This is a genomic window from Eubacterium album, assembly GCF_025336545.1.
In the GTDB taxonomy this organism is placed as follows: Bacteria; Bacillota; Clostridia; order Lachnospirales; family Lachnospiraceae; genus Eubacterium_U; species Eubacterium_U album.
The window spans coordinates 242,133-262,145 of sequence record NZ_JAODBU010000004.1 but is presented as its reverse complement, the minus strand read 5'-3'; the positions used below and the strand labels follow the sequence as shown (position 1 = coordinate 262,145).

13 protein-coding genes are annotated in these 20,013 nt (G+C 33.8%); 2 read left to right on the top strand and 11 right to left on the bottom strand.

What is annotated here, in order from left to right:
- Positions 1-16: 16 nt before the first annotated feature.
- Positions 17-946, bottom strand: coding sequence for a GPR endopeptidase (gene gpr / locus N5B56_RS05670; protein WP_117909881.1), 930 nt, complete (start codon positions 944-946; stop codon positions 17-19).
- 213 nt (positions 947-1,159) lie between these two features.
- Here gpr and rpsT point away from each other — a divergent pair, with 213 nt between their 5' ends.
- The gene (gene rpsT / locus N5B56_RS05665; RefSeq protein WP_022089057.1) at positions 1,160-1,423 is read left to right on the top strand and encodes a 30S ribosomal protein S20; all 264 of its coding nucleotides are present in this window, start codon (positions 1,160-1,162) and stop codon (positions 1,421-1,423) included.
- A gap of 166 nt (positions 1,424-1,589) precedes the next feature.
- On the opposite strand, the gene N5B56_RS05660 is transcribed toward rpsT, so the two are convergent.
- From N5B56_RS05660 to N5B56_RS05615, 10 genes are all read right to left on the bottom strand, one after another.
- Complete coding sequence (locus tag N5B56_RS05660) at positions 1,590-6,977, bottom strand: DUF7402 domain-containing protein (protein ID WP_260978549.1); 5,388 nt, start codon at positions 6,975-6,977, stop codon at positions 1,590-1,592.
- Between the two features lie 96 nt (positions 6,978-7,073).
- Positions 7,074-7,799, bottom strand: a complete 726-nt coding sequence (gene nagB / locus N5B56_RS05655) for a glucosamine-6-phosphate deaminase (RefSeq protein ID WP_117909879.1) — start codon at positions 7,797-7,799, stop codon at positions 7,074-7,076.
- A gap of 7 nt (positions 7,800-7,806) precedes the next feature.
- Positions 7,807-8,676 carry an HAD family hydrolase gene (locus N5B56_RS05650; protein WP_118565239.1) on the bottom strand — a complete coding sequence of 290 codons (870 nt, stop codon included), beginning with the start codon at positions 8,674-8,676 and terminating at the stop codon, positions 7,807-7,809.
- The gene (locus tag N5B56_RS05645; protein WP_118565238.1) at positions 8,660-10,984 is read right to left on the bottom strand and encodes a glycoside hydrolase family 65 protein; all 2,325 of its coding nucleotides are present in this window, start codon (positions 10,982-10,984) and stop codon (positions 8,660-8,662) included. The genes N5B56_RS05650 and N5B56_RS05645 overlap by 17 nt, the downstream gene beginning before the upstream one ends.
- Positions 10,985-11,002: 18 nt before the next feature.
- Positions 11,003-11,875 (bottom strand): carbohydrate ABC transporter permease, encoded by an 873-nt coding sequence (locus N5B56_RS05640; RefSeq protein WP_117909876.1) that lies wholly within the window; start codon positions 11,873-11,875, stop codon positions 11,003-11,005.
- 1 nt (position 11,876) lies between these two features.
- Positions 11,877-12,761, bottom strand: a complete 885-nt coding sequence (locus N5B56_RS05635; protein ID WP_117909875.1) for a carbohydrate ABC transporter permease — start codon at positions 12,759-12,761, stop codon at positions 11,877-11,879.
- Between the two features lie 70 nt (positions 12,762-12,831).
- Complete coding sequence (locus N5B56_RS05630; protein WP_117909874.1) at positions 12,832-14,157, bottom strand: ABC transporter substrate-binding protein; 1,326 nt, start codon at positions 14,155-14,157, stop codon at positions 12,832-12,834.
- 308 nt (positions 14,158-14,465) lie between these two features.
- On the bottom strand, positions 14,466-15,662 hold the full coding sequence (locus N5B56_RS05625) for an MFS transporter (protein WP_022088516.1): 1,197 nt from the start codon (positions 15,660-15,662) through the stop codon (positions 14,466-14,468).
- A gap of 432 nt (positions 15,663-16,094) precedes the next feature.
- Positions 16,095-16,253 (bottom strand): hypothetical protein, encoded by a 159-nt coding sequence (locus N5B56_RS05620; protein ID WP_022088517.1) that lies wholly within the window; start codon positions 16,251-16,253, stop codon positions 16,095-16,097.
- Between the two features lie 10 nt (positions 16,254-16,263).
- Positions 16,264-18,012 carry a discoidin domain-containing protein gene (locus tag N5B56_RS05615; protein WP_118565237.1) on the bottom strand — a complete coding sequence of 583 codons (1,749 nt, stop codon included), beginning with the start codon at positions 18,010-18,012 and terminating at the stop codon, positions 16,264-16,266.
- Positions 18,013-18,246: 234 nt separating this feature from the next.
- Here N5B56_RS05615 and N5B56_RS05610 point away from each other — a divergent pair, with 234 nt between their 5' ends.
- Positions 18,247-20,001, top strand: a complete 1,755-nt coding sequence (locus N5B56_RS05610; RefSeq protein ID WP_260978548.1) for a sensor histidine kinase — start codon at positions 18,247-18,249, stop codon at positions 19,999-20,001.
- The last annotated feature ends 12 nt before the right edge of the window (positions 20,002-20,013 follow it).

The window sequence follows — 20,013 nt, the reverse complement described above, 5'->3', positions numbered from 1 at the left end:
ATTATATGCAGCATGTTTATAATCTATTTATTGAATTTGCAATTATGGTACTTAGATTGTCTACAATTTCATCGACGTCTTTCGGCGTAACAAACATCTGTCCTATATCCTCTGTCATAATTTCTGCAAATAACTGATATTTTTCTTCAACAGTAAAATCCTCAAACACTTTTTGAAGACAGTTATTTTCCATATTCTGCGACAATAGATATATCAACTTATCCATCGTATCATTAACAATCGTAACACTATGCACAACCATAGGAACACCTATTGCTATTACTGTGCATCCAAGATTTTCCCTATTTAACCCCTCTCTATTATTTCCTATTCCTGAACCCGGTATAATTCCTGTGTCAGTAAGCTGAATTGTAGTTGTAACACGTGAAATATTTCTTGCAGCAAGTGAATCAATCGCTATTATCAAATCAGGCTTCATTTCATCTACTATACCCTTTACTATTGAGAATGTTTCCATTCCTGTCTGTGCAAGGACTCCCGGTGAAATACAATATATGTTTTTTCTTATTTGAACTAATGAGGCAGTTCTTGGTCCTATTGCATCAGGTGTAGCCTGAGCATTTCCTAATCCTACTATTAAAATAGCTTCAGGTCTTTTGTCTTTTCCGATATTTGCGTTAATTAAATGTCCTATATTTTTCAATAATTCGTCTGAAATTTTTTTCTGGTTATATTTATCATCTTCTTTGGCATACTTTGTTTCTATAGTAATATAATGCCCTTTTGGCTTTCCCATGACTTTAGCACCTTTTTCAGTTTTAATATTTACAAGAGTTGTTGTCATTTTAAGTTCATCATTATACTTTTTCTTTAACTCAACTCCATCTATCTCAACATTATCTTTAAATTTTTCACGTTCTTCTAAAGCTAAATCTGTATATATATCCACTCTATCTTCTCTATTTTTAAATCCTTTAAACTTCATATTATTCACCTTCACATTTTTTATTTATTTTGTGCAAATAATTGTAATTTATTATTCAAAAATATATTGACATTACATGCTCAATATCATAGAATACTAGTTGATGTCTGTGTCATACGTCCGCAAATCCAATGGCACAGATGGTGAAACTATTTAATTCCTAATCTCTCTCAAGGGAATTAAGAAACTTATTATTTCACGGAGGTGGACACAATGGCTAACATTAAGTCAGCAAAGAAAAGAATTCTTGTTAATCAGACAAGATATGAAAGAAACAAATCAGTTAAATCTGCAATCAAGACAGCTACTAAGAAAGTAGAAGCTGCTGTAGCTAACAAAGACAAAGAAACAGCTCAGGCAGAATTAATTAAGGCAATCAAGCTTATTGAAACAGCTGGTTCAAAGGGAGTATTCCACAAGAACAACGTTGCTAGAAAAGTTTCAAGATTAACAAAAGCAGTTAACTCAATTGCTTAATTATTAATAAAAAGAAGCTGTGGCTCTATTTATTAGAGTTACAGCTTCTTTTTTAATTCATACTTTTTTTACTTTCTTATACAACAAAGCTGCCTCTTTAATGAGACAGCTCTGTATTTATTAATATTTTTTAATTAACTATTATTAGGTTTTGTAATTATTAGTTCTATTTACTTCTAATTTTTATAACCTTACTGTATTTTCCGTATACTTTCTTTCCGTTTACAATTACATATGCACGTACTTTTATATAGTATACTTTGTTACTCTTAATCTTTGTAAGAACTTTCTTAGTCTTGTTATTCTTATTTACGTTAACTTTTGAAGCTTTCTTAAATTTCTTATTTGTTGCGTAACTAATTTCATAACCTTTTGCTTTCTTGTTCTTCTTCCATGTTACAGTAACTTTTGTCTTCTTAGCAGAAATTTTAACTTTCTTAACTTTTGCAGGTGATTTTACAGATGAACCATCAGTTAATGTTCCTGTTGTTACTTCCTGGTTTGATGAACCTGTTGTAGTAACATCCGGTTTCTTAGTAGTTGTTTCTTCTGTCTTTTTAGTTGTAGTTTCTTCTACCTTAGTTATTGTAGATTCTTCTACGTTACCTGTAGTTGTTTCTTCTACATCACCTGTAGTTGTTTCTTCTACATCACCTGTAGTTGTTTCTTCCGGTGTTGTTGTTTCTTCTTCTTTTGCCTTTGAGCCTAAAACTTCTATTTCTGCAAGACCAACTGCTGTTGTTGAATCTGAAACTTTATCTACAACAAATTTAATATTTTTAACAACTTTTTCTTCACCTAAATTGATAATCTTAACAGAACCATCATTTGGAAGTTCTCCAACTTCAATTCTTGTTCCATCATCTAATTCTAAATGTGATGCTGTTATCTGATCATCTGTGTTTGGTCTGTCATAAAGTTTAATTGTTGAAACTTTGTACTCTTCATTGAAAGCAAGATTTAACCAAGCTCCTGCTCCTTCGTTCTTTGTTACCCATTCAGCCCATGGGAATCTTGTATGAAGATTTGCAAGTCCTGTTGCATAACCATCTGCAATACCATCAACTGCCTTAACTGCACTCTGGTCATCCCATCTGCTGTCACTACTGTTTTCACTTGATGCAGTAATGTCTGCAAATAATCCAATACTATTTGTTTCATGTTTATAGAATACTTCGTTAACCTTTGAGAATGAAGCAATCCAGTTGTAGTATTCTGTTGTATACTCACGAAGTGCCTTATCCTTTAAGTTATACTTAAATGGTCCCTGACGCATGCTGTATGGAGTTAATACGTTTTCTCTTTCGCTCCAGTTAAGCATTGTCTTTTCTTCAAGACCATCAAGGTGCTGCCAAGCTCCTAAATATGTGTTAAGTTCTTTGCCCCAACCGTAGTTACCCTGATCTTTAGGATATACTTCATCAGTCATATGGCTATGGATAATAGCTTCGTGAACTGTTGGCTGGAATTTATCGTTTTCCTTCTGGATATTCTTAATAGCTTCATTACCGAATAATCCAAAGTATGCATGGTCATAATGCATATCGTATCTTGATGTCATATAAACATCTGTTGGGTTAACACTCTTCATTACACTTTCAAGGTCTGCTAAGAAGTTAGCACGTGTGTATGAAGCATGTTCTCCTGTCATAAGATAATGATAATCATTTCTTACACTTTCATCACCATATGTTTTTGTTACACCATTTCTTGAAGATATAACTTTATTATCATCTGCAATGAAAATATTATATACAAAACTGTCTGTAAATGCTGTTGTGTACTGTCCAACACCCATACCACCGTTATCTGCATAGCCTAAGAAGTACAAGTGATCTGTTGGTACACCGATTGTATTTAATGCATTTACTGTATCTCTGATTCTTAATTTACCATGGTCTACACCACTGTAATCTCCGTTTGTTGCATATACAACGTAAACTTCGTCGCCATTTGCAACAGCTCTGTTCATAACACCACCTGCCATTAACATTTCATCATCTTCGTGAGGTGCCATTACTAAGATTCTCTTATGATGTTTAACTTTTGCGTCAACACCGTCAAAGTGTACTTCTGAAACTTTTGCAGTCATACCCTTTTCGAACTGGAACTTAATTCCTGTAATTTCGTCTTTTGATGCTGATACAACTTTTCCTGAATCTTTTGAATCACATGAACCTGCTTCAACCCATCCTTCAGATGTGTTAACCAATACTTTGTATGGTGCAGCTTCGCCTTCAAAATCAACGCTGAAGTTTTCAATATTGTATTCTCTGTCTAAACCGATTGTTAATGATGGATTTTCATCATCAGCATCAGGTGTCCATGTTGTGTTTGCATCTCTATCTGTAACATTTTCTCCATCCTTAGATGATGAAACTGTTACCGGCTGGCTGTATGCCAAGTCAATATCAATGTTCTGTCCTTTTTCAGTAAGAACAATCTTGTTTTCTTCTTCAGGATTGATTACTTCTTCACCTAAAACTTTTACTTCACCAATTGCAGGCCAAACTGCTACTCTTGACTCTTTGTGAAGTGGTAACTGTGTTAATGTTACACGAACATATTGGTATTTGTTATTTGCATATTCTGCTGCAATCTTACCATACTGTTCCTTTGAGAAATCAGTGTTAGCTGTATTATCCCATAACATATCCCAGCTACTCTTATCATTTGAACCTTCTACCTTATACTGCCATGCCTGACCGTAAGCCGGTGTTGTTGCCGCCTGAGCATCTTCAAGTGTAGGAAGTACTTCATGTTCAAATACTAAGTCAAATGCCTGAATCTGCTGAGCCTTACCAAGGTCAACCATCCACCAAGCACCTTCTTTTTCTGAATCTCCGTCGCCTACCCAAAGTGTTCCGTCGTTTCCGTCAATTGCATTTGCAGGATCTCTACTTACTGTTGAAGCTGTTGCTTCTCCATCAAGTGCAAAGTTAGTAAGTTCTTTTGGTCTGTATACGTTAAACTCTGCTACTGCAGGCCATGCATCTTCAATAGTATCTCCAAATGTAAATCTAACATATGAGTATTTCTTTTCTGTTATAGATTCATCTAAAGTTACTTTCTGTGTAGATGCAACTTCTTCATTTGCTGTCTGATCCCAGATAACATCCCAGTTAGTCTTGTCTGTTGAAGCTTCTACTTTATATTTCCATGCTGATTTAGCTTTATCACCACCGAAAGTAACATCTAATTTTTCGATATTATAACTTCCGTCTAAATCTACAACAAAGTTTGCTCTGTCTTCTGTAACTGTATCACCCTGATTTGACCAACCATTTGAAATCCACATTGTTGTTTCATCACCATCCACAATGTTTGATCCTACGCATCCAGGATCCCAATCACTCTGAGATGATGTAGTTACAGTCTTATCAAGTGAAATATTAGTTTCTGTATCTGAAATTCTTTTCTTCTTTGATAAAACAATGTTATCAAACTTAACCTGATCTACACCATTATCTGACTTAATCACGATGTATGTTGCAGGAACCTGTTTCTTAAAGTTAGTTGTAAATGTCTGCTTCTTGCCTGTTACCGTAAATGTCTCGCTTTCTTCTCCTGCTTCAACCTTTACAGTAGCTGTTCCTTTAGCACAATATGCTTCAAAACTTGTTAAAGCATACTTGTCAGGAATAGCTATTTTGTTAGCCTGTTCTTCATTAGTATATGAAGTAGCCCATAATTTACCGTCTGTTACGTTCCAACCACGGTTACCGAAGTCACAGTTAGAATATACACCTGTTAATGCTCCGTTATTGCAATCATCAAAATCTAATAAAATCTTTCCTTCACCAAGGTCTTCTTTAATACCACTGTTGTAGCTGTTATCAGCACCAATGTTTGGCTTAACAAATGATTTTACTTCGTTTCCGTAGAAATCCTGTCCGCCATTGTCGATAACTGAAATACCCTGGTCAATAACTGTTGCTCCATCTTTAAGTTTGTATCCGTCAACAGTACCATAAGTAATCTTAAATTCGCCGTTAACGTCTTCAACTGTTGCGCTTGTTCCTTCTTCTAACTTAACATAGTCGCTCTTAACTGCTACCCTGGCATTTTCATCGTCAGCTCTTCTATTGTTAAGATTTGCTCCACCGTAAGCATTGTTATTTACAACACCCATATAACGTGAATCCCAAGCCTGTGCCTTATTTACTCCGTTGTCATCTATCTTTTGAGCTTCTGTTATAATGACATTATTTCTAATTTTAAATCTATCAGTAGAAGTTACTGCTGTTGTATCATCCCAGCTACGTGTAATAGATCCATCATGGTCTGCATCCATATAAATCAAGTTGTTATATGCATCCAAGCTTCCATTACCGCCCTGACATAATGTTAATACAGCACCACCGCCATAACGGTTTGTACCATATCCATCATTAACACTGATGTTATATCTGTAGTATGTCTGATATGATGTTCCTAATGCACATTCAAAGAATGAACCTGATGGATTGTCATGTGTATAGTTGTACTGAACATAATTTAAGTCTGCATAAACGTCAGCGTCAAATGCCTGTGAATCTTCCTTATCACCGGAAGCTCCTGAACCAAACACTTCGTTGTACTGGCAGATTGTTTTCTGACCATGTTCCCACCAAATAGGAACGTTTCCGTTAGGACCACTGTTACATCCATTTGCAACATTATATTCAATAAGTGCATTTTCATAATCTGATGGACAAATAGCTGCGTTACCTACGTTTTCGCAGTAATTGCTACGAATTACAAGATTTTTACTTCTATATGTTCCACCGCCACCTTCAGTAATTCCACTTTCATCAGGGAATGTTGAGCTTCCCCATGTTGAAATAAAGTTAATACCGTAATGGTTTACATTTTTTACATAGTTTCCTTCTACAGTAATGTCTTCCCAATTAGTAGCTTTCTTGTTACCACGGATAGCATATACAATACCACCACGACCGATACCTGCCTGCTGACCGATTGGAATAGAAATTACGTCATGAACGTATGTATTCTTTACATTAATTTCATGAAGTGTTCCTGCATCCTGTCCCATAATCAAGATACCATATTTCTTAATATGATCATCTTTAGTTTTTGTATGGTTTGTTACTTCAATAGATGTGATTTCCCAGTATTCCTGATTATAGAAATATACTGCTGTGTTAAATACACGATTCTCTAAATCATCACCTTTGTCTCCACACCAGCTATCACCATTGATAACAGGTCTGCCGTCTTTAACGTCACCATATGCGTCAATTGTAATAGGGTTTCCTTTTTCACCTGAACCCTTTGGACTTAAAAGACCGCTCCATGAGCAACCTCTTTTAAATCTAAGCTTATCACCCGGCTTGAAAGTAGTTGCATTAACTTTTTCAAGTGACTTCCAGGCTTTTGTTTCACTAGTACCGTCATTATCGTCATTTCCATTTTCGGAATCAACATAATAACTTACACCTGTTGCCTTTGCACTATTTTCTGTATCTGCTGCCGCAAATGTCACATTGCCCATAACTGTTGTAACAACTAAAGCAAGTGAAAGAAAAAGTGCCAACAAACGATTTCTCTTCATATCTTTTCTCCTTTGTTTATAACATTTTCCCACAACAAAAGTTGCAGGTGTTCCACGTTGTTAAATAAAAATCCGTTCACTATATGCGCGGATAAATTATAAATACTTTGCAGCATCCTTATCTACAATTACCGTAAGATTGTTATGTAACTGTAAAATAGATGCCGGAATTTTTGGAGTTACAGGTCCAAAGAATGCATCTTTTACAATCTGTGCTTTCTTTTCGCCATTTGCAATCAGTAAAATTCGTTTAGATTGCATTATTGATTTAATACCCATAGAAAAAGCTTTTTCAGGAACTTTTTCTCCTTCATGGAATAGTCTTGAGTTTGCATCGATTGTACTTTGTGTAAGTTCAACACAATGTGTTGTCTTTTCAAATGATTCGCCCGGTTCATTAAATCCGATATGACCATTTAATCCGATTCCCAATAACTGCATATCGATTCCGCCTACACTCTTTATGACATTCTCGTATCTTTCGCATTCAGCATCATCATCTATTGCCATTCCATTTGGTAAATGAGTATTTTCTTTTTTGATATTAATTCTGTCAAACAAATATTTGTTCATAAAATATCTGTAGCTCTGTTCATGTTCTGCAGGTAATCCTTTATATTCATCAAGATTAACTGTTCTTGCTTCTGAGAAATCAATATCTCCTTTTTCATACCAGTCAACTAACTGATTATATGTTCCAATAGGTGTCTCGCCTGTTGCCAGTCCAATTACAGCATTAGACTTCATTATTATCTGTGCAGATAAATAATTTGCAGCCTTTCTGCTCATGTCATTATAATCTTTAGCTATAATAATCTTCATTGTGAAATTACCTCTTTCCCTGTTCTATTAAAAAATTAACAAATGTGCTAACTCCACCACCAAGTACTTCTACATTTTCAGGTCTGCTTCCTTCAAGTGAAGATACATCGTAGAAATCACCATTTTTTGTTTTTTCTGTCTTCATAAAGCTATCACTTCCAAATAGTCCGTCTTCAATTCCCACATACTCATCACCCCAGTATGAACATTCCTCAGCTTTAATTCCTTCTGACTCAAATTTACTTAAAATAGTATTAACATTGTCGCTCTTACATGAAATTCCTACTTCTAAATATTTTGCATCACATGTTGCTGAAACCTTTGTTCCAAATCTTTCTCCAATTTCTTCTGAAATTGAAACCATCTGCTTTAAGCCACCATTTATTCCATGCTCACTTAAGATATTCTTTACTCTTGACATTTCATCTTCCTGCATAAACAATTGGTCTCCACGTTCGTCATTAACCATTAAATCTATTTTGCAGTAATTAGGTCTTGAGAAAACAATATCTGTTTCTAAGTTATATTTTTCTAATAACTCTCTGTGAACCTGATAACAAATATCATGAATAGTAAGTAAGCCATTTTTATCCGGGATGCAGTCGGCAAACACTACCGGTTTGCCGTCAACCATTTCATAGTTATATGCACCTCGTCCAAGTCCTAAGTAAAGATTTGAAGCTTCTTCTTTTGTAAAATGTTCATGAAGTTTTCCCTTTGCAATCTTGTCATAAGTTGTTCCACTTACAATAACAAGCTTTACTCCCTGCTGTAGCAACGGTTTCATCGCTGCTACAACTTCTTCTACAGGGGCCTGTCTTGACATAACTGCTGTTCCATCCCAGTCAAAAAATATTGCTTTATATTTCTTGGACATATTTATCTCCTTCCTTACTTAGAACTATCTTTTCTCCTAAACTTTCATATGAAAGTTCGCAATCATTAAGAAGTGTATATTCTACCTCTCTTTCAGCAACCTTTATATTAAGATTACTTCCTTTGTACTGAAGGCAGAATTCATATGACTTCCACTGACTTGGTAACTTAGGATTAATCTGAAGATATCCTGCATTTGATCTTACTCCTGCAAATCCAAATACAATTCCCTGCCATGTTCCTGCCATATTTGCTGCATGAATACCTGCATAAAAATTGTTGTGAATATCATCTAAATCCATACGCGCTGACTGTGAGAAATATTTATAAGCTTCATCATCATATCCAATCTGGCTTGCTAAGATTCCAAAAATACATGTTGATAAAGATGAATGATGAAGTGTTACTGTCTGATAAAAATCATAATTTCTCTTTAATTCTTCATTTGTAAAATAATTGCTATGAAGTAACATTCCTAAAATTGCATCAGCCTGTTTTGCCATCTTCTGTCTATAAACAAACAATGGATGATAATTTTCATAAAGCAAATGTCTCTTTTCTTCAGGAATCTTTGACTCATCCCAAGGTTTTCTCATTAAAAATCCATCATCCTGAGGATAAATCTGCATTTTTTCATCATATGGGAAATACATATTTTCAATGATTCTATCCCAGTAATCAATTTCTTCTTCCTTAAAATCTATCTTTTTAACTAATGCATCATAAGCATCTTTATCAATTTCTTTCATTTTTTCAAGTGCCCATTTAGCATCTCTTATATTTTCCCTTGCCATAAGGTTTGTATAGAAATTGTTATCAACTATAGCATTATATTCATCTGGTCCTGTTACTGCACAAATGCAATACTTGTTATCCTTACATTCTGCAAAGCATCCTACATCAGCCCAAACTCTTGCTGTTTCAACAAGAACTTCTGCTGCTTCATCTACTAAGAACTCATCATCTCCTGTAATATCAAGATAAAGTTTAAAAGCGTAAGCTATGTCTGCATTAACATGATACTGTGCCGTTCCAAGTGGGAAGTAAGTAGAAGCTTCTTCTCCATTTATTGTTCTCCATGGATATAACGCACCTTTTTCATGACCAAGTATTTTTGCGCGGTCTCTTGCCTGATTCAATGTGTCATATCTGTAATTGAGCAGCTGTTTTGCTAACTCTGATTCTGTATAAATGAACACCGGAAGCACATACATTTCTGTATCCCAGAAATAATGTCCCTCATAGCCTTCACCACTAAGTCCCTTTGCTCCCATGCCTGTTCTGCCATCACGACCTGCAGACTGCATTATGTGAAACAAATTGAATCTTATTCCCTGCTGAAGTGCCTCATCACCTTCAACCTTTATATCCGCTTTACTCCAAAATTCGTCCATATGTTTCTTCTGAAGTTTCTCCATTTCATCATATCCAAGATCCATTGCCTTCTTAAGCTCATCCTTAATGAAGTCAATCATCTTGTCTTCTGCGATATCAAAATCACAAGTATATCCAATCATTTTTTCAAATACATATGTTTTACCTTCCTCCACTGATAATTCATATGTAAGTGATGCGTCCTCTTCTAAAACTTCGCTGTTTTTTATTACACCTTCACATTTTGTAAGACTACCGCATGCCATTGACAATCCACTGTGAATTACTTTTCCTTTATGAAGTAAATAATTATCTTCTGCTTTTAACTCTTTAACTGCTAAATGCTTTCCATATGGACCATAGTCAATTAATGGATTTGTTTTTCTTGTATGGTTTTCTACTCCTGCTTCTAAATATGTAGTAAGTTCTATTTTTCCACTAAAATTAACAGGAGTTAATTTTATCTGAATCGCCATAATGTTCTTCTTTTCTAAAGAAACAAGTCTTCTAAATTCAGCTACAACTTTTTTACCATTAGGTGATTTCCATGTAACATTTCTTACTACAACTCCATCTTTCATTAAAAGCTTACGATTGTAATTAATTATTTCACCCTGATTTAAATCAAACACATCTCCATCAATAACAATCTTTGTTTTCTTAAGATTTGGCAAATTCAATAATGACTGACTTTTTTCAGGAAATCCGAAATTCCATTCGCCATACATAATATGTTCGCTCTCGTAAAATCCGTTAATGAAATTTCCTTCAAGACCTTCATCTACCGTAAATGGATATCCCTCATCAAAGGTTCCTCTTGTTCCTATATATCCATTAGAAAGAGCAAATGTAGTCTCATTTCTATAGTTCCACTCTTTTAAGAATTTTTCTTCTGTAATTACCCATTCTTCGATAGGATATGTATTTGCACCCATGCTGCAATCTCCTTTCTCTTATCCTTTTACTGCTCCTGCTGTCAAACTTTCCATTACCTGTTTCTGTAATATGATAAAGAATATAATTGTTGGTAATACCGTAATTACTACTGCCGCAAAAAGTGCAGAATAGTTATTTGCAAATGTTCCTAAATAATAGTTAAGTGCTATAGGTACTGTTCTTGCCGTATCACCACTTGTAAGCATTAATGCGAAGTAGAATTCATTCCATGTATTGATAAACTGTAACATTGCGATTGTTGCAAGTCCCGGTTTAGCTAATGGTAAAACTACCTTTGTAAATGTCTGAATAAATGTAGCTCCATCAATATACGCTGATTCTTCTAATGCTAAAGGTATTGTTTTGTAATAACTTGTCATAACGAAGAATGACATTGGAATACCCATAGCTGCATAAACAATAATTAATCCAAGCTTTGTATCATACAATCCGACTGTCTTAAAGATTGAGAACAATGGCTGTGAAATTGCCTGTGCAGGAAGCATTAATGATGCTGAAATCATAAGAACCAAAATTGTTTTTAATTTAAAATTATATCTTGCTGTTACATATGCACACATTGCAACTACGCATAATGTAACTAATACGCTGACACCTACTACAATTACACTGTTTAAGAAATATTTCTGAATAGGTGCATATTTAAATGCATCTGCATAGTTTTTAAAATTAAAGCTCTTTGGCAATGACAATGCTGATGCATTGATTTCTGCATAAGTTTTAAATGAACTTAATGCTGCCCAAATAATAGGTCCAATTGAAATAGCTACTATTATTAATAAGAAAATATATTTCGCAATGCCTGCGATTACTCTAATAGCAAGAGGCTGTTTTTTTAAAGTTCTTGGTACGTTAATTGTTTCTGACATTTTATACCTCCTCTATTTCTTTCTTCTGATTAAACAATCTCTGAATTAATATAACTAATACAAGTCCTAAGATAATCTGAATTACACCTACTGCATTAGCTTTACCATAGTTATTTTCAAGTGTTATGATTTTATATAAATACATTGGAAGATTAAGAGTTGAGTTTCCAGGGCCTCCTCGTGTTGTCATGTAAATGATATCGAACTGAGAAACCATTGCTACTGATGCTAAAATTACACATGTTCCAAATGCATTTTTCATCATTGGAATTGTAATGTATCTGTCAGCCTGTCCTGCTGTAGCTCCATCAACCTGAGCTGCTTCATATATTTCAGGGCTTATAGCTCCCATTTCACCTAAGAATATAAGCATATTAAATCCTGAGTAGAAAACCCATGTAGCTGTTACTGTCCAGAAAGCATATTTTGAATTTCCGAAAAGGTTAACAACCTGCATAGTATCAATACCTAATTTTTCATATAACATTTTTACTACACCGAATGTAGGGTTTAAAAGCAATGAGTACATAACTGCTGTTGCTGCTGTTGGAATAATGTTAGGAATTACATATGCAACTCTTGCAAATTTCCATCCCTTTGGCTTTCTTCTTAAAATAAGAGCCATTATAAATCCCATAAGCACATGTAATGTTGACTGAATTACTACCCATTTTAATGTATTTATGATAGATACTCTAAAATCCGGGTCTGCAAATATTGTCTTGAAATTATCTAATCCTAAAAATGTTGGCGACTGAGTCAATGTATAATTACAAAACGAAGTTGCCATAACCATTATGAATGGAATAGCATACACTATGCAAAATAGGATTACACAAGGCAATGCAAATAAAAATATCCATCCTCTCTTGTTTTTTGTAGACATATTTTATACTTCCTTTCAAAAAAATAGTGTTGCACTAACTTTTATTAGTGCAACACTTGATTGTTAAGAATTAATCATTTTTCTGCGCTGCATCTGTAAGCTTCTTACAAAATCCTTTTGCATCTAAGCTGCCACTTGCAAGTTCAGGTAACTGATTTGAAAATTCATCGATTACATTCTGATACCAGTAAGCCTGATTCTGACCATATGTATATGTTGCTTTTGACTGAATATCTAATACTTCTGCCATTAACGGATCAGATTCCTTTAAGCTTTCAGGTACTTCAATGTTACTTGATACAGGCTGTAATCCTGCCATTTCCAATGCCTTTAACTGATTTTCAGCTGTTGTCTCAAACTTAAGGAATGCTACTGCTGCTTTAATCTTTTCAGGGTCTTTTGCACCTACCATGTCACCAGGTGTTGGAACACTTTCCATTCCGTTTCCTGGAAGAAGCATGATACCAACTTTGTCATAGAATCCTTCAGGTGCTTTGTCTTCGCTCTTGAAATCAGGAATCATCCATGGTCCGTTAGGAAGCATTGCTACTTCACCGTTAAAGAAGTGAGTTGCCATTGTGTCATATTTTCCGCCTAAAGCATCTGCTGTTGTGTAGTTCTTTAACATCTTCTGAAGTTCTGCTGTTGCTTTTTCAACTACAGGTACATTGTAATCTGTTGGATACTGAGTATTCATAAATGTGTTTCCTTCATCTCCTGCAGTTCCGATTAAAGCACTGTACCAAAGATTTGATAACCAACCTAAGTCTGCACTATCCATACTTACAGGTGTGATACCTTTTGATTTTAATGTGTCACAAGCTTCATAGAATTCATCCCATGTGCTATAAGCTACATCAGGAGCTTCGATTCCTGCTTTTTTGAATAAATCTTTGTTATAGTAGATATATGAAATTTCCTTTGATACAGGAATTCCGTATACCTTACCTTCATATGAGTTGAATTCAAGATCCTGTTCACTAAACATTGCTTTCCATTCCGGATCATCATCTAAATATGATGTTATATCCTGAACCTTTCCTGATTCAGCAGCTAAAGCCGTAATGTTGTTACCACCGTTTAATACGATGTCAGGAAGATCACCACTTGAGATTAATAATTTAATCTTCTGGTTGTAAGAATCTGTTGTAGGAATTTCTTCAAATTTAAATTCTACGTTCTTACCTTCTTCTGTCTTCTGGAATGCATCAAATAAATATTCATAATAATCTGCTGCATAATCAGTACCTACATGGTAGTTAATTACATTCAATACTACCTTTCCATCATCGCTCTTTGTGTCGTTCTTGCTTGACTTTCCGTCTGAGCCACAGCCTGTCATAAGACCAGCTACCATTGTCAAGCACATGAGTGCACATAACATTTTCTTTCTCATATCTTAACTTCCTCCTTAAAGTTGTTTTGTTTATGTTCACATTATATTGTTTTATTGCAAATATCTGAATAGAATATTTTTACATAAACTTGTGTTTTTTTTACATTATATATAGTAAAAAATCACATACTACCGTGTTGTTTATTTAATTTTTTATACATTTTAGACAATACCATTAATAAATTTACTTTTTATTTATTGTAAATATTAAATATAAGGAGAATAAGTGTAAAATTGTTAGATAATTTGGCAAATTATGTAAAAATTTACGGATGAAACCTGCTATTTTAGATTTCATCCGTAACTATTTAAATCTTACTCTTAAGTTTGTTCATCTTTTCCGACATTATAAACATAACTAAAGTAATTAACATAATATATATTGGAAATAGTGCGATTGTTATGTACTGGGATATTATTCCGAACAAAGCCGGCATAATAATAACTCCCATATATGCAAATGCCATCTGTATTCCTATAATTGCCTGCGAATTTTCTTTTCCAAAATTATCAGGCGTAGCATGTATTACTGATGGATATATTGGAGCACATCCAAATCCGACAAAGCCCAGACCTATTAGAGGGAATATTTCTTTTAACATTTTGTAACTTGAAAATAACTGATTTGCCGGAATTAGCAAAAATACAACTCCTATTAAAATTCCGCATATTCCAAGTCTGATCATTTTTTTATCGCCAAATTTGTCTGCTATAAAGCCACTCAAAAATCTGCCACCCGTAATTCCAATATAAAACAATCCAACAAAACTTGCTGCTGTATGGTTGCTTAACCCTCTGTTTATTACAAAATAACTTGATGCCCATAATCCTGTCGTCTGTTCTACCGCACAGTAGCAAAAAAACGCTATCAAAACAAAAGCTACACCTTTTATTTTAAATATTTCTTTTAATTTCTTTGGTTCTTTCTTTTCAGTTATGCTTTCTTCATTTTTTTCCTGATTTATTTTCCATAACGGTAATGCCGCAAATAAAACAATAGTTAGAACAAGCTGTATTACTGATATTGCCAAATATCCTCCACGCCATCCCTTTCCAAGTGACATTGCTACACCCATTACATACGGTCCAACAGCTGCTCCAATTCCCCAGAAACAGTGTAACCAGCTCATATGTCTTGACGCGAAATGAAGAGCAACATAATTGTTAAGCGCTGCATCTATTGCTCCTGCTCCCAATCCATAAGGAATCGCAAGGAAGCATAACATATAAAAGTTTCCGGAAACTGAAAATCCAAATAATGCAACAGCTGTTAAAAGTGTACTTACTGCCGAAATCATTCCCGTTCCAAACTTATATATTATCTTTTCAGAAAATAAACTTGAAATAACCGTTCCACAGGAAATTAACATTGAAATAATTCCCTCCATTGACAGCTGCGCCCCTAAATCCAAATGCATTTGCGGCCAAGCTGAACCTAAAAGTGAATCCGGCAATCCAAGACTAATAAATGCCAAATAAATAAGCGCTAATAATAATGTAACCATATTCTTTCCTCTCTTTTATATTCATTTAAATTAACATTTTATATAAATATTAGTATTCAAGAATTTAATTTCTTTAATTTACTTATAATAATTAATTATTTACTTTCTTTTATGCTAATACTAATTAATACTCTCATTTTCAATTTCCCATTGCTATAGTGTATCAGTTTTCCTCTATTTTATATATATTTTTTTACAAAAAAATACCTCCTTTCAGACTATGGTTTTACCCAAATTATCAAAAGGAGATATTCTTTGAATTTTCACGGTTGCCCGTTATCGTCTGTAATCTGATTTATTTTCATTATTAACAAACCTGATGACATGACATTTATTTAGTTGAAATTTGCATTTAGGTCTACAGCCATATGCCTATTTTGAAAATTATATAAAGCATATGACTTCAAGACCCGGGAAATGAGAAAGCGACTTTTAATATAAACCTGTCCAACCACTGTTTCCATTATTTATATCTATTACATGATCTAATCCATTCAAAAAATCATCATCACTAACACCGCTTGTTGTTATTACATCTTTTGTATCAAATTCTATTATTTCCATTTTAGGATATTCATATTTTCTCTTCATGTATTTCTCCTTACTGTGCCTGATTAGCATTGTACTTTGTTGCCCAACCTTCTATCATAGCTTTTATAGTCTCTCCAAGTCTATTAAGTTCAGCCTGTCCGCCCTCGCTTTGTGTCATGTTATACGCAACCTGTGCAACTGATCTTGTATCACTCATATTGTCAGAATAAACTGTTGTAGTTGTTCCATCTTTATAAGTAATTGTTACATATGCATTTGCAATAAAACCTCTTGCAAAATTTTCTTCTTTAATATTTACAACTGAGCCACAGTAAGTATTTGTTTTTGCACTTTCGTTTTCTCCATACCAACCATTATTTGCAATATCTAATTTTGTATAGTTACTTTCTTTTTCTAATACGTTACCATTTTTTTCATATAAATCTTTTGTAGTTATAAGCATTCCTTCCTTTATAGCTTTCTGCTCATTAACCGCTTTATAATTATCGCTTGTAACTGTTGTCTGGAATCTCATTCCATAAGGATCTGCCGTTCTGATTCCTGCACCATTTGCAATTGATAAGTTTAATGTATTTACAGCTTCCAAATTAATATTGTCTTTTACTGTTAATCCATCACCTTTTTTGTACATTTCTTCATTATAATAATAACCGTATGTAGCATCTCCATTAACTGTATATGTATCTCCATATGCCGCTTCTGTAGTTGAATCTCCTTCTGTTACAGTATAAACCGGTGAATAAATGTTAAATTCGTACATTGCTGCCCATACCTGTGCAGTACTAGATTGATGCAAAGGCATTCTATTTATTGTAAATCTCACATATTGATATTCATTATCTTTATCTTCACATTCACCGGACTGACTTCTACTCCAATTTTCATTGTCATCGTTCTCATTATTATTCCACAGCATAGTCCATGTGCTCTGATCATTAGAACCTTCTATAACATATTTCCATGTCTGACCATACTGACTTTCACTATCTGATGTATCAGCCTTGGCCTCTTCTAATGTTGGATACGCATCTTTTTGGAATAAAACATTGAATCCCTCTATTTTTCTAGTTTTTCCTAAATCAACTATTATGTACTGACCATTTCCATTTCCATTTCCGCCCCATCTTGATGAAGTGTTTCCATCGGTAACATTTGTAGCCGGAAATCCACCAGCCTCATTACCGCTTCCTCCGTCACTATAATATCCTTTCGCCGAGCATCCTTTTGCAACATTTGTCACTTTAGAATCACTAATTTTAACACCATAAGCACAAAATTCTCTCATTGCAGTCCAAACAAGCGTACCTGGAATATTAGTTATTTTTATTCTTAATTTATTATATACGTTTTCTCCGTATTCCGTGTTTTTTCCTGTTAAAGATTTACTGTTATCAGAATTGTTACTATTGTCCCATAACATATCCCAATTACTTTCATCATCCGTTCCTTCAACTGTATATCCCCACTCTCCATCGTCTCTTGAGGCTTCAAATACAATCTTAAAATCTGATATTTTATAATATGCTCCTAAATCAATTGTTATTGTTCCTGTAATTCTGCCACCTGCTATCCATAAATTATTTTCATTTCCATCTACAATGTCAGATAAGCTTCCACTAGATACTCCCATATCCGAAGTAACTGTTTTTCCATAAGTCACACACTCATTTCCGGAAAATGTACTTACTTCGCATGTAGTTGTATCGTCTCCCTTAACAGCTGCATAATCACCCATACCAACTGTTGACACGGTCATTATTGCTGCAAGAGACATTGCCAATAATTTCAATTTTTTCATCTTTCCATCTCCATTCTTTATATGATAATGCAATTATATCGGAGTTATTTTTCAGTTTTAATGTAATATTTTTACAAATACTTTGAATTTTTTTACCATTTTTAGACATTTTTTACAATTTCTTTGTATACTTTAATATTTTTGATATAATGTTTATAGCATTCTAAAGTAATTCTTTAAAAATAATTACTTTAAGGTACGGAACTATAAAATAACATCATTCGAGGACAAGGCATGGCAAAAGGATTTTTACATAAAAAAAGGAAACTAAGAACACAGGTTACCATATTAATTACAGTTACTATTGCATTTGCTTTAGTTATTAGTGGTGCATTATTTTGCTATAAGACTATTAATGAACTTCAAAAAAGTTTTAAAGAACAGATTTTTCAGGAAAGCCGCTCTACAATTAGTGCCATATCAACTAATATAGATACTATCGATTCAATATATCGTATATTAATTTCAAACACCAGCGTATATGATTGGTTAGAGAACAATTATGCTGACTCAACTAATTCGGTTACTACTGCAAAACAGATAACTTCTTCCCTTATCATGAATAATTTGTGGGAAAAAAGTTATCTTGAATCAGTTTATATTTATAACAAACGCGGAAAGCAGGTTCATGTTTCAAAAAATGAAACAAGTTCTTCATTAATTATGAATAGAAGGATTTACAATTCTCTTACATCTCCTTCTCCTTCACTTTCATTTAGAACCTTTAATGATTCAAACTGCATTTATTTTATAAAGACAATATACAGTTCAAATAATGGTCAGCAGATTGGCGATATTCTTATTTCAATTAACATTAATGAATGGATGTTCTCCCTTAGTCAATATGTTTCTAACGATTGGCGTATATTTATATACAATGATGATTTAGAAGTTATGTCGGGTTTTAAATATAATGCTGAATCAACTAAATTATCATCAATACATAAACAGATTAATGCAATTGATGCATTGAAAATATCCTCTGTTAAATTTGATTCTGACGATTACTTTGTTTTGTCAAATGAAATGGAGTCTATTAACATCAACGCTGCTGTACTTGCCCCTGTCAGTCAGATAGAACATCAGATTTACAATATTCTTTTGCCATATATTATTGCAATCATATCAATTATAATTATTGTTTTAATATTTGCATTTGGAATAAGCAGACTAATCACACAGCCTATTTCCTTAATGATTAATTATGTAAATCGAATTGCGCAGGGAGATTACTCAGGAAATATAAACGGGCTTGAAAAATACGAAGAATTTTATTCTCTCCAATTATCAGTTAACAATATGTTGGATGAGATTCATTCCTTCCACGAAGATATTACGGAACAAAAGTTATTGTTAAAGGATTCTGAAATACGTGCATTGCAATCTCAGATTAATCCTCACTTTCTCTTTAATGTACTTAATGCTATTGCATGGAAAGCTGAGATGTCTGATAACAATGAAATTTATGATATGACGATTGCTCTTGGAGAATTATTAAAAGCAACTGTAAAATCTAAAAATGACTTTGCAATACCTCTTTCAGAAGAATTAAAATATGTCAAATTTTACAGTTACTTACAAAGAATTAGATTTGAAGACCGAATAAGCATCAACTTTCATATTGATGCAGGTCTTGATTCATATAAAGTTCCTGTATTTTGTATACAGACACTTGTTGAAAATGCTTATGTTCATGGTCTTGAACCAAAAGAAAGTTCAGGTGAACTAAACATTTACTTATACGAAAAATATGAATATCTTCATATTTCAATTGAAGATAATGGTATTGGATTTAATGAAATCCCTGATTTTAATAACCAGGCACCTTCATCTAAAGAATCAGGTACATCTAAAGGGCATACCCACGTTGGTCTTCGTAACCTAAATCGGAGATTAATATTAATGTATGGTCCTGAATGTGCCTTACATATTGAAAGTACTCCTATGGTAAAGACAGCTATTTCATTTAAAATTCCATGTGAAAAATAAGAAAGGTGTGAT

Excerpts from the sequence above, each read along its gene's own strand:
- gpr (WP_117909881.1), bottom strand. The coding sequence starts at position 946 with ATGAAGTTTAAAGGATTTAAAAATAGAGAAGATAGAGTGGATATATAT.
- rpsT (WP_022089057.1), top strand. The coding sequence starts at position 1,160 with ATGGCTAACATTAAGTCAGCAAAGAAAAGAATTCTTGTTAATCAGACA.
- N5B56_RS05660 (WP_260978549.1), bottom strand. The coding sequence starts at position 6,977 with ATGAAGAGAAATCGTTTGTTGGCACTTTTTCTTTCACTTGCTTTAGTT.
- nagB (WP_117909879.1), bottom strand. The coding sequence starts at position 7,799 with ATGAAGATTATTATAGCTAAAGATTATAATGACATGAGCAGAAAGGCT.
- N5B56_RS05650 (WP_118565239.1), bottom strand. The coding sequence starts at position 8,676 with ATGTCCAAGAAATATAAAGCAATATTTTTTGACTGGGATGGAACAGCA.
- N5B56_RS05645 (WP_118565238.1), bottom strand. The coding sequence starts at position 10,984 with ATGGGTGCAAATACATATCCTATCGAAGAATGGGTAATTACAGAAGAA.
- N5B56_RS05640 (WP_117909876.1), bottom strand. The coding sequence starts at position 11,875 with ATGTCAGAAACAATTAACGTACCAAGAACTTTAAAAAAACAGCCTCTT.
- N5B56_RS05635 (WP_117909875.1), bottom strand. The coding sequence starts at position 12,761 with ATGTCTACAAAAAACAAGAGAGGATGGATATTTTTATTTGCATTGCCT.
- N5B56_RS05630 (WP_117909874.1), bottom strand. The coding sequence starts at position 14,157 with ATGAGAAAGAAAATGTTATGTGCACTCATGTGCTTGACAATGGTAGCT.
- N5B56_RS05625 (WP_022088516.1), bottom strand. The coding sequence starts at position 15,662 with ATGGTTACATTATTATTAGCGCTTATTTATTTGGCATTTATTAGTCTT.
- N5B56_RS05620 (WP_022088517.1), bottom strand. The coding sequence starts at position 16,253 with ATGAAGAGAAAATATGAATATCCTAAAATGGAAATAATAGAATTTGAT.
- N5B56_RS05615 (WP_118565237.1), bottom strand. The coding sequence starts at position 18,012 with ATGAAAAAATTGAAATTATTGGCAATGTCTCTTGCAGCAATAATGACC.
- N5B56_RS05610 (WP_260978548.1), top strand. The coding sequence starts at position 18,247 with ATGGCAAAAGGATTTTTACATAAAAAAAGGAAACTAAGAACACAGGTT.